The sequence below is a fragment of the Arcanobacterium sp. (ex Cirak et al. 2026) genome (assembly GCF_053585065.1).
On record NZ_JBQJCE010000003.1, the window covers coordinates 124,091 to 137,421 of the forward strand.

At 54.5% G+C, this 13,331-nt stretch carries 14 protein-coding genes and 1 tRNA gene; 8 read left to right on the top strand and 7 right to left on the bottom strand.

From position 1 onward, the window contains the following. Positions 1–27: 27 nt before the first annotated feature. From ACTOVJ_RS02905 to adhP, 5 genes are all read right to left on the bottom strand, one after another. Positions 28–909, bottom strand: coding sequence for an anchored repeat-type ABC transporter permease subunit (locus ACTOVJ_RS02905; protein ID WP_449501696.1), 882 nt, complete (start codon positions 907–909; stop codon positions 28–30). Further along, positions 906–1,628, bottom strand: coding sequence for a metal ABC transporter ATP-binding protein (locus ACTOVJ_RS02910; protein ID WP_449501695.1), 723 nt, complete (start codon positions 1,626–1,628; stop codon positions 906–908). The genes ACTOVJ_RS02905 and ACTOVJ_RS02910 overlap by 4 nt, the downstream gene beginning before the upstream one ends. After that, on the bottom strand, positions 1,625–2,551 hold the full coding sequence (locus ACTOVJ_RS02915) for a choice-of-anchor M domain-containing protein (RefSeq protein WP_449503994.1): 927 nt from the start codon (positions 2,549–2,551) through the stop codon (positions 1,625–1,627). The genes ACTOVJ_RS02910 and ACTOVJ_RS02915 overlap by 4 nt, the downstream gene beginning before the upstream one ends. Beyond that, a complete protein-coding gene (locus ACTOVJ_RS02920; protein ID WP_449503993.1) occupies positions 2,551–4,128 on the bottom strand; it encodes an anchored repeat ABC transporter, substrate-binding protein in 1,578 nt (525 codons plus the stop codon). The genes ACTOVJ_RS02915 and ACTOVJ_RS02920 overlap by 1 nt, the downstream gene beginning before the upstream one ends. A gap of 191 nt (positions 4,129–4,319) precedes the next feature. Further along, the gene (adhP, locus tag ACTOVJ_RS02925; protein ID WP_449501692.1) at positions 4,320–5,357 is read right to left on the bottom strand and encodes an alcohol dehydrogenase AdhP; all 1,038 of its coding nucleotides are present in this window, start codon (positions 5,355–5,357) and stop codon (positions 4,320–4,322) included. 298 nt (positions 5,358–5,655) lie between these two features. Between adhP and ACTOVJ_RS02930 the strand changes: the two genes are divergently transcribed. The 5 genes from ACTOVJ_RS02930 to ACTOVJ_RS02950 all read left to right on the top strand — a co-directional run bounded on the left by ACTOVJ_RS02930 (position 5,656) and on the right by ACTOVJ_RS02950 (position 8,703). Next, positions 5,656–6,432, top strand: a complete 777-nt coding sequence (locus ACTOVJ_RS02930) for a glucosamine-6-phosphate deaminase (protein ID WP_449503992.1) — start codon at positions 5,656–5,658, stop codon at positions 6,430–6,432. Positions 6,433–6,445: 13 nt separating this feature from the next. Next, positions 6,446–7,618 carry an N-acetylglucosamine-6-phosphate deacetylase gene (locus tag ACTOVJ_RS02935; protein WP_449503991.1) on the top strand — a complete coding sequence of 391 codons (1,173 nt, stop codon included), beginning with the start codon at positions 6,446–6,448 and terminating at the stop codon, positions 7,616–7,618. Between the two features lie 45 nt (positions 7,619–7,663). Beyond that, positions 7,664–8,257, top strand: a complete 594-nt coding sequence (locus ACTOVJ_RS02940) for a sigma-70 family RNA polymerase sigma factor (RefSeq protein ID WP_449503990.1) — start codon at positions 7,664–7,666, stop codon at positions 8,255–8,257. Next, a complete protein-coding gene (rsrA, locus tag ACTOVJ_RS02945) occupies positions 8,257–8,559 on the top strand; it encodes a mycothiol system anti-sigma-R factor (RefSeq protein WP_449501688.1) in 303 nt (100 codons plus the stop codon). Before ACTOVJ_RS02940 ends, rsrA begins: the two co-directional genes overlap by 1 nt. A 69-nt stretch (positions 8,560–8,628) precedes the next feature. Then, positions 8,629–8,703, top strand: a complete 75-nt coding sequence (locus ACTOVJ_RS02950) for a 50S ribosomal protein bL37 (RefSeq protein ID WP_370870610.1) — start codon at positions 8,629–8,631, stop codon at positions 8,701–8,703. 91 nt (positions 8,704–8,794) lie between these two features. Here the strand turns inward: ACTOVJ_RS02950 and ACTOVJ_RS02955 are convergent, their stop codons facing one another. After that, positions 8,795–9,379 (bottom strand): GDSL-type esterase/lipase family protein, encoded by a 585-nt coding sequence (locus ACTOVJ_RS02955; protein WP_449501687.1) that lies wholly within the window; start codon positions 9,377–9,379, stop codon positions 8,795–8,797. Positions 9,380–9,577: 198 nt separating this feature from the next. On the opposite strand from ACTOVJ_RS02955, the gene ACTOVJ_RS02960 reads away from it, so the two are divergent. Together ACTOVJ_RS02960 and ACTOVJ_RS02965 are read left to right on the top strand one after the other, a co-directional pair. Continuing rightward, the gene (locus ACTOVJ_RS02960; protein WP_449501686.1) at positions 9,578–10,546 is read left to right on the top strand and encodes a M23 family metallopeptidase; all 969 of its coding nucleotides are present in this window, start codon (positions 9,578–9,580) and stop codon (positions 10,544–10,546) included. Then, positions 10,546–11,346, top strand: a complete 801-nt coding sequence (locus ACTOVJ_RS02965) for a glycerophosphodiester phosphodiesterase family protein (protein WP_449501685.1) — start codon at positions 10,546–10,548, stop codon at positions 11,344–11,346. The genes ACTOVJ_RS02960 and ACTOVJ_RS02965 overlap by 1 nt, the downstream gene beginning before the upstream one ends. Positions 11,347–11,436: 90 nt before the next feature. On the opposite strand, the gene ACTOVJ_RS02970 is transcribed toward ACTOVJ_RS02965, so the two are convergent. Next, positions 11,437–11,512: transfer RNA gene (locus tag ACTOVJ_RS02970), tRNA-Arg, on the bottom strand. A gap of 107 nt (positions 11,513–11,619) precedes the next feature. On the opposite strand from ACTOVJ_RS02970, the gene argS reads away from it, so the two are divergent. Continuing rightward, entirely contained in the window at positions 11,620–13,299 is a 1,680-nt protein-coding gene (gene argS, locus ACTOVJ_RS02975; protein WP_449501684.1) for an arginine--tRNA ligase, read from the top strand. Positions 13,300–13,331: the final 32 nt, after the last annotated feature.

Sequence of the window (13,331 nt, forward strand, 5' to 3'; positions counted from 1 at the left end):
ACGACGTCGGGGCGGTTTTCGCCCGACCTACGACACTGGTACCGGGGTAGTTTTCTTGTGCGAATGACGGATCGACGCAAGGAGACCGCGTCTGGGGGCACATGTCCACACCAGGATAAAGATGACAGTGGCGACCAGGACGATTGCTGCGCCGGACGGAAGATCCCATGCCCACGAAAGCCAAATTCCGATGAAAGCCGAAAGCGCACCCACAGCAGGCCCGATGAGCATCATGGGCAGCACACGGTCGGTCAGCAGGCGGGCTGTTGCAGCGGGAGCGACAAGCAATGCGAGAACCAAAATATTGCCGATCGTCTGCACTGAAATCACGACCGCAGCAGAAATGACGATAAAGAGTAGCAAGTCAATCCAGAACACTTTCAACCCTTGTGCTCGTGCGAATTCGCGATCAACACTGACGAGCGTGATGCGTGAATGTGCGGCGACGAGGATTGCCACGATCACCGATCCCACACCCAGAGCCTGTAAAATATTTGTGTTGGTAACACCTGTAAGGGAGCCGAAAAGCAGTGATTCGAGAGACCCTGTGTAGCCTGGTGTGCGCGAGACAATGAGTAGACCGAGCGCGAATGCGGCAACGAAGAAAACGCCGATAACAGAGTCTTCGCGCAGTCGACGATTCTGTGAGAAGGTCGCAATCAACACTGCCACCACGACGCCGGCAATCGCTCCGCCCAGAAGAATTGAACCTTGGAGCGCAAAGGCAATCGCGATTCCGGGGAACACGGCGTGGGACAGTGCGTCACCGACGAAGGAGAGCCCACGCAACACAACGTGAACTCCCACAACCCCGCAAATAATCGATGACAACGCGGCAACGAGGAGCGCTCGCGGAAGAAACGCCAGGTTCGGATTCGCCAAATCCGCAAAAAATTGAAGCAGGCTCATTTTGTCACCATTCCTAAAGAGCGCAGAAGCGCTGAGTTCTCGCGTACCTGGTAGGTGTCGATCCACAGCTGCGGTTTCATGAGATCCTGAGGCCGCCCAGCAGCACGAACTGTGCGATTAATCATCACGAGTGAGTCGCAAATATCGACTGCCTGAGTCAGATCATGAGTGGACATCAAGATGCCGACTCCACCTCGCGCGAGCTCAACGAACAAGTCAGAGAGAAGATCTTGGTTGGGGTGGTCAAGCCCTGTGAAAGGTTCGTCGAGTAGCAAAATATCGGGATTGGGGGCGAGCGCTCGGGCGATGAGGACGCGCTGTTTTTGGCCTCCAGAGAGTTCATCGATCGTGCGGTCACGAAGCTCGTACATGCCGACCTTCTTCAGAGCCTGATAAGCCAGGGCGAGGCTCTGACGACGGGAAACCTTGTGATGCCGGCCAACAAATGTCATGCGTACCAGGCTTTCCACGCTCATGGGGTAAGCCCAGTCAACATCTTGACGTTGAGGAACGTAGCCGATCTTGCCCGAGGTATAGACTGCTCCACTCGAACGAATCAGACCCATGATCGCACGCATTAGCGTAGTTTTTCCCGCTCCATTCGGTCCGATCAAACCCGCAAGTTCACCTTTTGCAACCTCAAAAGTGATGTGTTCAAGGATTGAGCGCCCTGTGAGGGTGACGTTGAGATCGTCAACTTTCAGGACCGGCGTGCTCACTCCTCAACCACCTTCGCAGCCGCTGCTCGGTCTGCTGACGCGCGTCGTTTGACGACGATGACGATACCAGCGATGGCGAGGACAATGATCGCAAGTCCTGCACCGACGTAGAAGGGGAACGAAGTGGACTTGTCAACCGCGCTCGGCGCCTCAACGGAAGCTTTGGCACTCGGCGTCGTCTTTTCGGTCCACTTCGCCGTAGCAGCATCCTTGACATCAGTTGAGTCACCGACGGCGAAGCGTAGGATCTGTGAATCTTCCACAGTCGAACCATCTGCCAGCTGGGCCTGCGCGCTTAAACGTACTAAATGCGTGCCGGGTTGAGTGAACACCCAATTTGCATGAGTGTGAGTATTGGGGTCAACGTGGATTGGCTGGGATTCCTTTTTTGTTGTGTTCCACAACTGGGTTGGGCCTGCAAAGTTTCCGGCCTGAACAAAGACGCTGAGATCTCCTTCGCCCTGATGCCCGGAGTACACGAGTGAGACACCATTACCGAGTTTTTTCACCACTGCAGGATCTTGCGTATTCCATCCCAGCCAAATGACCCCTTCGGCTTCGGTTTGAGGAATAGCATAGACCTCCCCAGCTGCCCGAATGAATGAATACGTGTCATCTTTGGGCAAAGTGAGCTTAGCTTTGTCATGTACGCGGAACACGACATCCTCGAGGTGACGCCACACAGGAGCACCCTTGGTATCGTCACGAACCATGAAAGTCCATTTTCCGTCGACATACTTTGGGCCAAGATCGGCATGACCTGCGTCAAGTTCAACGGGGGTACCGACTGGGGCAATCTCCTCATTCTCGTCAACCACTTGGGTCAACGCCGGATCTGCTGAACCGGAGTTGTCCTGGGCGGCAGCAATTGTGGGTGTGAATACGAGTGCGAGTGCCGCAAGGGCCGACAGTGCTTTAGTCATCACTTTTTCTCCGTCTGTGTTGAAACGTTGGGAATGTTGGGCTGAGTATCGAGATCCCACGCAGGCAGTGAGGCCGGATCGAGACACGATTTGAGGGATTTGACGTTGTGTTTCACCAGGTCAATGTATGTGGGAACGTCCTGCGTGAGGGTGTCGGAATAAATGTTGCACAACTCTTTGTGAGTCGACTGTGCAATGCCTACCAGCTCTTTGAGGTGTGAGGCAGAGGTTGGTTCGACGAAAACGCCAGGTGCGGGTAGCGCCTCCAAGGTGCGCGTGAGGTTTGTCAACTGTTGGACTGACGGTTCGAGTGAGGGATTGGGGGCAACAAATCCAGCAATTGTCATCCCGTATGCTTTTGCCAAGTATCCAAATGAATCGTGAGCGGTCACTAATACTCTTTGGGATGTCGGAATCGATGTCAGGACATCGCGTGTCCATCGGTCGAGATTTTCGAGTTGTTCTCGATAACGCGCTGCGTTTTGTCTATATGTTGTGGCGTTTTGTGGATCGATGCGTCCGAGCTCATCTGCGATCGTTTCGGTGTAGGCGATCGCATTGCGAACGTCATGCCACATATGGGGGTCGATTTCGCCGTGGACGTGTTGCCCGATGACGGCTTGTGCGAGGATCCAGGCTTCTTGACCTGGATGTCCCAGGAAGCCCCATCGATTATCGGGTACCGTCGTCGTGGTCGAATTTGGTACGGAGATGACGATGTCGGAGATGTTGCGATTCCCAGTACCTGCAGGGGTATCTCCGTAGAGAGTCATCCCGCCGCCCAGATGAGCAGTGATGTCTTGGTGCCCTGTGCTGATCACGGTTTTTCCGCTTTTGTGGGGATCGACTCCTACGGCGAAGGTGAGGGTGGTGGATCCGAGTGTCTTTTGACTTTTTCCTGAGTGGAGGATCGACTCGAAGGAGAGAGTGTAGAAGCCTTGTTGTGAAAACCCCCATGACATGTGTGTGTGAGCGTTGGTGGGGAGCTTGATGGTATCTTTTCGCGGGTCGATGCCATCGCCAGAGTTGATCCACGCTCGGGGTTCACCAAATGTCCCGGTAGTGAAGGCCGAAATTGTTCCCGGCCCTGTCGCGGCGGTTGCGTTAATAGTAACGTAATCCTGACTTCCGCCTTGGCCGTCGACTCTGAGTCCGAGCCAGACGGTGGCAAGTGCAGCGTTCTCGACGAGAGGTATTTGGTGGGCGCCAAATTTGACTGACTCAGAGCCGAGTGCAATGTGGCGTACTCCTGACGGGAGGTTTGAGTCGATTGTGTGGGTCAGTGCTTGTGCTTCTAAGAGCAGGCCATTTGAGAAGGCGATGTCTGCGCGTGAGACATCGCGTAACGCAGCCATCGACGGCTCGTAGGTGTGTGGGTCAGCACCTTGGGGAATGAGCGTTTCCAGATGGGCATCTGGTGCCACGTGCGCCACCAGATCGGCAACGATTGGAGTGGAGGCAACGATGACGAGATCGTCATGTGCTGTTGCCGACGTCGGTGCGCACGATGTGAGTGAGCCGACCACTGCAAGTGCCGCAAGCGCATTCGCGGCTCTCGTCCAACTCCGGTGGCGCATGTCGACCTTTCAACTCTTGAAGCATGAGATAATAATGATAGTTATTATCTATACAAACTAAAAGCTTCGCAACGTGATAACGGTCGGCGCTATGTTGGGTAGTGAAGGGATTATGCACAGGAGATAGGGTGAGGGGGAGATAGGATATCCTATCTCCCCCCCTCACCCCGGATGAGCTGAAATCAGCGAGATCAGTAACGAATCGCCATGCGGCCGTCGATCTTTCCGGCCTTCATCTCGTCGAATACGTCATTGATGTGGTCAAGAGTTGTTTCCTTGACTGTGGGCTTGATCAGGCCGCGGGCGTAGAAGTCGATTGCTTCTGCCAGATCGAGACGGGTGCCGACCAGCGAGCCGCGAATCGTGATGCCGCGCAACACGATCTCGAAGATGTTGGCCGGGAACTCCCCCGGGGGAAGGCCGTTGAAAACCACGGTGCCGTTATTGCGAACCATGCCAACTGCCTGGCCGAATGCCTGTGGGTGCACTGCGGTGACGAGCACGCCGTGGGCGCCGCCGTCGGTGTACTCCTGGATCTTGGCAACAGGATCTTCCTTTGCTGCGTTCACGCAGAACTCTGCACCATGCTTAGCAGCGAGCTCAAGCTTCTCGTCAGCGATGTCGACAGCAATGACGCGCAGACCCATGGCCTTTGCGTACTGAACGGCGATATGGCCGAGGCCGCCGATGCCCGAGATGACAACAAACTGACCCGGGCGGGTGTCTGTGACCTTCAGACCCTTGTAGACGGTTACGCCAGCGCAGAGAATTGGAGCGACTTCAACTTCATCCACACCTTCTGGGATGCGTGCGGCGAAGCGGGTGTCAACGAGCATGTATTCGCCGAACGAGCCGTCAGCGGTGTAGCCACCATATACTGCCGTGCGGCAGAGGGTCTCCCAGCCGGAGAGGCACATATCGCACTCGCCACAAGCGCTCCACAGCCAAGCGTTGCCGACGAGGTCGCCGACTTTGACTGAGTGCTCGCCTGGGCCGAGCTTGACAACGCGGCCAACGCCTTCGTGGCCAGGGATGAACGGTGGCTCTGGGCGGACTGGCCAGTCACCCTGAGCTGCGTGAAGATCGGTGTGGCAAACGCCGGTAGCGATGTTCTTCACCAGAGCCTGGTTGAGACCGGGTTCTGGCATGTCCACTTCGCGGACGTTGAGCGGATCGCCAAACTTATCCACCACGGCAGCCGTGAACTTTGTTGGGATTTCGGTGGTCACTATTCCATCTCCTTCGATGTTTCATGTGCTTTACCTTGGACAATTCTAAGCCTATGTGTCGCAAAGTTTTTCTTCAAGCCCATTATTGATATTTCCTGACCGTACGGAGAAAGGCAATGTAAGATGTGGCCCATCTGAGGACCTGTGTCCCCGGAACCTGTCTCTAAGTGAGAATGGGTCTCAAAAAGAGGGTGTTTGTTGAGAATATGTCAGACAAATATCGTGTTTCGTTACCTTGCTCCTGCCATGTTGTGAAACAATGGATTTAACGTAAGCAACATTTGTAAAGGGGCAAATTATGCAGGTTGGAATCTTCTCCACCCAAGAAGCTGCGGCAGATTACGCGGCTGAGCACATTATTCGTGTCGTTAACTCAGCTTCGGATCCAGTTCTCGGAGTCGCGACGGGTTCGACTCCGCTCGCGCTGTATGAACGCTTACGTGCTGCACATGCTGCGGGCACGTTTAGTCTCAAGGGGAAGCGGGCGATTGCACTTGATGAATATGTTGGGATTGCGGACGATCACCCTGAGCGCTATCGCAACGTGTTGCGCACTGAACTTGTTGGGGAAGAGAAAACCGGCCTCGCAGACGAACTCCTCTTCACTCCAGATTCGTCGTCGTCCGATCCGGTTCAGGCTGCTGCGGAATATGACGCAAAAATTCGCGAGCTTGGCGGTGCCACTATCCAAATTCTCGGCATTGGAACCGACGGACACATTGCATTTAACGAACCTGGTGGTTCACTTGTCTCGCGCACCCACGTCGATGTGTTGACCGCCCAAACTCGCATGGACAACGCTCGGTTCTTTGACAACGATCTTGACAAGGTTCCCACCGAGTCCATTTCCCAGGGGCTGGGCACAATCATGGAAGCGAAAGAGATCATCCTTTTGGCATTCGGTGAGAACAAGGCTCGCGCAGTGAAAGAACTTGTTGAAGGTGCTGTCAGTGCCAAGTGGCCCGCCACCATTCTTCAAATGCATGCCAAAGTCACCGTACTCGTCGACGAAGCGGCTGCCTCACAGCTCGAACTGACAGATTTCTATACAGAGCGCTGGAACGCTCGTCAGTGAAAGAAGAATTATCATGGAACTGATTGGTAAGCTGCTCGATTCTCATGGCGAAATTATCGGCGGCGGTCTTGAGCTTGACGATGGCCGCATCGTTCGTATTCTGCCACCTGCCGACGTTGACGGCTGGATTCTTCCTGGCCTAATCGATATTCATAACCACGGCGGAGGAGGGGCATCCTTCCCCGACGTAAAGTCGGAAGAAGAGGTGCGCACCGCTATCGAGGCGCACCGCTCGAAGGGAACCACTGCGATGATCGCATCACTTGTGTCGATGATCGATCCAGTTCCAGTTCTCGAAAAGCTTGTTCCATTTTGTGAATCTGGCGAATTACTCGGTATTCATATGGAAGGGCCTTACATTTCGCCTCACAAGGTCGGGGCACAGAATCCGGCTGCTGTCCGCGGTGCTGACCTTGATGAATTGCGCCGTTGGCTCGAAGTCGGCAAGGGGCATATCAAGACGATGACGATCGCCCCTGAAGCGGAAAATGCTGTTGCTGCTGCGCGCCTGTTGCTTGATTATGGAGCGAAACCATCGTGGGGACATACCTCAGCCACGACAGAGGAAACAGAAGGTGCGATTGCTTTGACCACCGCTTATGCCAATGAGATTGGCTTCCCCTCTCCTGCACAGACGGCAACGCATCTGTTCAATGCAATGCCGTCGCTTCTCCATCGAGCTCCTGGCCCGGTTCAGGCGCTCACTGCAGCGGCTCGGAAGGGGGACGCTGTCGTCGAACTTGTTGCCGATACAGTCCACGTCGACCCGCGACTCGTTGCCGACGTCGTCGAATTTGTTGGGGCTAAAGGTGAGCCGTCCTCAGTCGTCTTCGTCACCGATGCAATGTCCGGCGCAGGAATGGCGGACGGTGCGTACGTACTGGGCTCCCTTGCCGTCACCATCGCCGACGGTGTGGCGCGCCTGACTGATGGTGGTGCTATCGCAGGTGGAACGTCACGTTTGGTTGAGCAAATTCAGAAGATGGTTCGTGGCCAGTACTTGTCGTTGGCAAAGGCCGTAGAATCATGCGTGGCTGGTCCAGCCTATGCTCTCCACCTTGATGGAAGCGAGAAGGGCGTGACTTTGGAATTTACTCCCGGTGAAGCGGTAAACCTCGTTGTTCTGGATGACGATCTTGAGTTCGTCACTGCCATGCGCGAAGGTGTGATCGTTGGCGGGGAATGAATTTCGTGCCACCAGCGTTACCAGAAACAAGCGAGAGGATCGTGAGTGACGATCGAAAGGGCTCCTCAGGAGACGAGCGCCGAGCGGGTCACCCGATTTGAGAAAGATGCGATTCCGTATCTCAATCAACTTTACGGTGGCGCCATGCGGCTTACTCGTAATCCTCACGACGCCGAAGATTTGGTGTCTGAAACGTACGCGAAGGCGTTTTCCGCCTTTCACCAGTACCAGCCAGGAACAAATCTGAAAGCGTGGCTGTTTCGTATTCTGAATAACACTTTCATCTCCAACTACCGAAAGACGCAACGTCGTCCAACGGAAGTAGAGAACGAGCTGGAAGATTGGCAAGAGTATCGCGCCGAATCGCACATGTCGACAGGGATGAAATCTGCCGAGATGGAGGCGTACGAGAACCTTCCCAATGACGAAATCCGTCAGGCTTTCGAACAGCTCAGTCATGATCGTCGTGAAGCGGTCTATCTCGCTGATGTCGAAGGGTTCTCCTACCAGGAGATCGCTGACATTATGGGAACCCCGATTGGGACCGTGATGTCTCGGCTTTCTCGTGGGCGCAAACAGTTACGCGAGATCCTTTCGGACTATGCGGGTGAACTGGGCTACGGACAGGGGGAGAAGTGATGAGCCTGAAAACAGAAGTTGCCAAGGTGATTGAGGCACTCGATTGTGGGTGTCCAGGAGCGACCAGCGATTGTTCATGTTCAGAACTGACAGATCGTCTTTTTGAGCTAGTTGATCAAGAGATTTCTGAAGAAGATCGTCACAGACTCATGCATCACGTCCAGAACTGTGCTGAGTGTGCGAATTCAGTGAAGATGGAAGTGGTGATCCGAAAGCTCGTTCAACGGGGGTGTCAGCAAGTTGCTCCGAGTTCGTTGCGTGATCGGGTAATGCGCTTGTGTCACGAATCGGCAAATGCATAACCGTTTGCCGTTTGGCTCTGACTTTCGATAGACTCACAAAGTTCAGTGAAGGTAGTACAGGAGGACATTATGTCGACTCGTGGAAACAAGCGTCGCGGACGCAAGAAGAAGAAGGCGAACCACGGCAAGCGCCCCAACGCCTGAGATGTCAAAATGGCCGAGCTTCATGCTCGGCCATTTTTTTTATTCACCTTTCGGCACTTGGTGGCTTCACTGTTCATCCGGTGCCGTTACCTCAGGCTTCTTTGACACCGAGCCAGCGGTGCCAACCTCGGTGTGTGACAAGCCATGCGATCAGTGCGTATCCAGCTTGACGCGGAGTGTACATATGGGAAGTTGACATGTCCGTGAGCCACTGCTCATGGGACTTCAACGGGGTGTAGCAGTCAACAAATGGGACATTGCGACGTTCACACACTTCCCGAAAAGCTCGGGTGAGTTCCACTTGGGCGCGTTCGGGAAGGTCAGGGCGCGGAGGCGGGCCGACGACGAGAGAGGTCAGCGAATACCGGCTTGTTGCGTCGAGGATATTAGCAAGATGAAGTCGAGAACGTGCCGTGGTCACCCCGGCGTCGATATCGTGTGATCCCAGCGCGATCACCATATAGTGTTCGTCGTCACGTCCCATTCGTGGAAGAACTTCTCCAGTCCATCGTTCCGAAAGTGATGCGGTGGTGTCTGACGGGAAAGCAAGCGTGATGGGCAAGACGGGTGGCTCGGATTCTGTGCGCGCCAGGACTCGTCCGATCCACCCCAACGCACGGGCGTCCCCCTGGCCGGTGATCAGCTCGTCGCCGATGAAGAATACCCTTTTCACCATGTTGTGACCTTTCGCCTGCTTTCTTCCGTAACTATACCTACCTCGTCGGCTCACTGCCGGGGTGTATTCTCCGTGGGAGTAGAGGGGACGACTGAGCGGTGTAAGGTTCTTCATAGAGATCTTGTCACTTTTGGTAGAGCGTCCGTTATCAAACCGTTATCATTGTGTGGAATAGGCACAGGCTGTGGGAGGAATCAAGTGGAAGAACGCCTTGCGCTACCGTCGCGCAAAGAGCTGCGTTTAGCTCGTCTTGCCGCCGAACGTGACGCGCAGCTCACCAAACAAGCGCACGCCACTGAGATCGTCGATAATGCTCAGCGAGCACACGTGCCACCTCAATCACATCGCCGTTCTTTTATCCCGGTTCTTTTCCCGGGTCTGGCATTTTTTTCGCGATTGCGCCGTTTTTCCTTCAAGAGGGCAGCGCTGACCACCTCTGCGGTGTTTGCAATCTCTGTCATGGGTGGGGTACTTGTCTCACGTGTTAACACCGTCGCCGAAGCAAGCGCAGGAGCACAGTCGGTTCTCAATACAGTTGCGGCTCATTCAGTGGCCGATACTCCGAAAGAGCTCAAAGCACGATCCGGAGCTGAGGAAGAGTCTCGTTTCCGTGCAACTGAGCAGATGCTTGCTGTTGAACCGGGAGAGATGTGCAAAATTGGCAGTGGTGCAAATTCTTTGGCATCAGCCTTCTTTAAGTCTGAGGATGCGGTTATTTACCCGCTCGCAGTGGGTCAGTACCGTTTGACCTCCAACTATGGAGGACGTTTTGACCCATTCACCGGTGCAAGCTCGTTTCACCTTGGACAAGATTTTGGGGCCCCGACAGGCACTCCCGTCTATGCCATCGCTGACGGCGTAGTCATTCACGCTGGCGCTGGCATCAAGGGACGTTCGTCGAATTTAATCGTTGTGCAACATGAAATTGGTGGCAAAAAATTCACCTCGTGGTACGTGCACATGTGGGACGACGGCGTGATGGTCAAGGTTGGCGACAAAGTGAAAATCGGGCAACAAATCGCCAAAGTTGGCTCAAATGGTTACTCTACAGGCCCCCATTTGCACCTGGAGATTCATCCAGGTGAAGGCGTAGAAACCGAAACAACGAATCCTTTGACGTTCCTCAAGGAACATCAGGCCCGAGATATTGCGAGTTTGTGTTTCTAGTGCGTCTGTGGAATATCGGAGAACGTGTTGTTATCGCACATCGTGCTGGTGGTGCTGAGGCTCCTGAAAACTCTCCTGAAGCGTTTGCCCGTATGCACGAGCTCGGTTTTCGTTATATGGAAACCGACGTCCACGCGACGAAGGATGGGGTAGTGGTGCTTTTCCATGATCCCGTTCTTGACCGCACAACTGACGGGCATGGTCGAATCGAAACCCAGACGTGGGAAGAACTTAAAGGCGTGCGCGATCATGGAGGTAACCCCCTCCTTCGTTTGCATGAGGCACTGTCGTCATATCCAGATTTTGTGTTCAACATCGACGCAAAAAACAATCATGCGGTCAAGCCTCTCATTCGAACGATCAAAGATCACGATGCTTTATCTCGCGTGAGTCTGGCGTCGTTTTCTGAATCGCGGCTCGCTTTTCTTCGTCGACATCTCAAGGGGGCGACATCGTCACTCGGCATTGCTGCGATTGTGAGTCTCTGGCTTGCATCACGATCATGGTGGCCATGGCGACGGTCAATGTATGTTCCCGGCCCAGGTAAAGGTGTTGAGGCTGTTCAGGTTCCGGCGCTCATGCACGGGATCGTTGTGGTAGATCAACGTTTTATTGATGAGGCACACCGGCGTGGCTTTGCTGTCCACGTGTGGACTGTCAATTCTGCTGCAGATATGGTGTCGCTTCTGGATCTTGGTGTTGACGGAATCATTACCGACGTGCCGAGTTTGGCTAGGCGGGTGATCGATCTCTACCCGCACGATCCACAGGCTGCGGCTCAACTGGTGGCTGAAGAATAGTTTCCTCCGGCGTCGGCGATCTACACGCTGACAGCGGCCACTGTGTCGAGAAAGTGGACAGAAAAGAAAAACCCGCGCATTGCGCGGGTTTGGTGCCCCGAACAGGATTCGAACCTGCGGCCTTTCGCTCCGGAGGCGAACGCTCTATCCCCTGAGCTATCGGGGCGGGGACGAAAAAAGTGTACCTTATTTGCGGCCGGTCGTCGTCAGCAGTGAGGAATTGACCCGTGTGCGCGTGGAAACACAGCGGCTTGCGCCGGTAGGATACATGTTATGAACCCAGAAGAACTCTCTGCATTTATCCGTGAGTGTCTCGTCGGCGCAATTGCTGATGGCGAGATCAGCCTCGAAGTCTCTCAGCTCCCTGATGTGAAAGTGGAGCGTCCGCGCTCGCGTGAGCACGGTGATTGGGCGACGAATGTTGCTCTCCAGCTGGCCAAGAAAGCGGGAATGAACCCGCGTGCATTTGCGGAACTTCTGGTGGGGCGTCTGGAGAAATCAGAGGCGATTGCGAAAGTTGAGATCGCCGGCCCAGGCTTTTTGAATATTACGCTTAACGCTGCTGCTGCTGGCTCCCTTGCTCTGTCGATTCTGGATGCAGGCGAAGAATATGGCCGTACTGATACGTTGGCTGGGCAGACAGTCAATCTCGAATTTGTCTCAGCTAACCCCACTGGACCAATCCATATTGGTGGTGCTCGTTGGGCAGCGGTGGGTGATTCACTCGCACGAATTCTCCAGGCTAACGGCGCAAACGTGGTTCGCGAATACTACTTTAATGATCACGGAGCTCAGATTGACCGTTTCTCGAAGTCGCTCCTCGCCCGCGCTCGCGGTCAGGAGGCGCCGGAAGACGGCTACGGCGGACAATACATTTCAGATATTGCAAATGCGGTGCTTTCGCAGTTCACAAATGACTCTGGCGCACAGGTTTTGGCCGGTAGTGACGACGAAGCCCAGGAGTTTTTCCGTGAGCATGGTGTGAACATGATGTTCGACTCAATCAAGAAAGAACTCGCTGACTTCCGTGTGAACTTCGACATCTACTTCCATGAGGATACGCTCCACAAGTCTGGTGCGGTGTCAAAGGCAATCGATACCCTTCGCCAAAAGGGCAAGATTTACGAAGAAGACGGTGCTACCTGGGTTCGTACCACTGATTTTGGCGATGACAAAGATCGCGTTGTGATTAAGTCTGACGGCGAAGCTGCCTACTTTGCAGGTGATGTCGCCTACTACCTTGATAAACGTGAACGTGGAGCTGACAAGGTGATCATTATGCTTGGTGCAGATCACCACGGCTACATCGGCCGTATGTATGCAATGGCTCGCGCTTTCGGGGATACAGCAGGTGTGGGAGAGAATCTTGAGATTCTTATTGGCCAGTTGGTGAACCTGGTCAAGGACGGCCAGCCAGTACGTATGTCGAAGCGTGCCGGTACCGTCGTCGTCCTCGACGATCTGGTGGAAGCAGCCGGGGTCGATGCAGCCCGTTATTCGCTCGTGCGCTCAGCGATGGACACTGCTCTTGTCATTGACTTGGGACTCATCGCTTCGCGAACAAATGATAATCCTGTTTACTATGTCCAGTACGCGCACGCACGCACAGCCTCTGTCGACAAGAATGCTGCTGAACATGGGGTTGAACGCACAGATTTCCACCCTGAGTTGCTCGATACACCTGCTGATTCGCAGCTGCTGGCAAAGCTTGCGCAGTACCCGGAGACCGTTGTTCAGTCGGCTCAGTTGCGTGAACCTCATCGTATTGCGCGTTATCTTGAAGAGCTTGCTGGTGCTTACCACGGTTGGTACGGCAACTCCCGTGTTACCCCGCGTGCTGACGAAGAGGTGACTGATACACATCGGGCACGTCTTTTCCTGAACGACGCTGCGGGGCAGGTGTTGCGAAATGGCCTGTACTTGTTGGGTGTTGCTGCACCGGAGAAAATGTGAGTGAAGGTTTTTACGTGAATCGGAGGGGGATC

Coding starts and splice junctions, on each gene's coding strand:
- ACTOVJ_RS02905 (WP_449501696.1), bottom strand. CDS start 909: ATGAGCCTGCTTCAATTTTTTGCGGATTTGGCGAATCCGAACCTGGCG.
- ACTOVJ_RS02915 (WP_449503994.1), bottom strand. CDS start 2,551: ATGACTAAAGCACTGTCGGCCCTTGCGGCACTCGCACTCGTATTCACA.
- ACTOVJ_RS02920 (WP_449503993.1), bottom strand. CDS start 4,128: ATGCGCCACCGGAGTTGGACGAGAGCCGCGAATGCGCTTGCGGCACTT.
- ACTOVJ_RS02930 (WP_449503992.1), top strand. CDS start 5,656: ATGCAGGTTGGAATCTTCTCCACCCAAGAAGCTGCGGCAGATTACGCG.
- ACTOVJ_RS02935 (WP_449503991.1), top strand. CDS start 6,446: ATGGAACTGATTGGTAAGCTGCTCGATTCTCATGGCGAAATTATCGGC.
- rsrA (WP_449501688.1), top strand. CDS start 8,257: ATGAGCCTGAAAACAGAAGTTGCCAAGGTGATTGAGGCACTCGATTGT.
- ACTOVJ_RS02955 (WP_449501687.1), bottom strand. CDS start 9,379: ATGGTGAAAAGGGTATTCTTCATCGGCGACGAGCTGATCACCGGCCAG.
- argS (WP_449501684.1), top strand. CDS start 11,620: ATGAACCCAGAAGAACTCTCTGCATTTATCCGTGAGTGTCTCGTCGGC.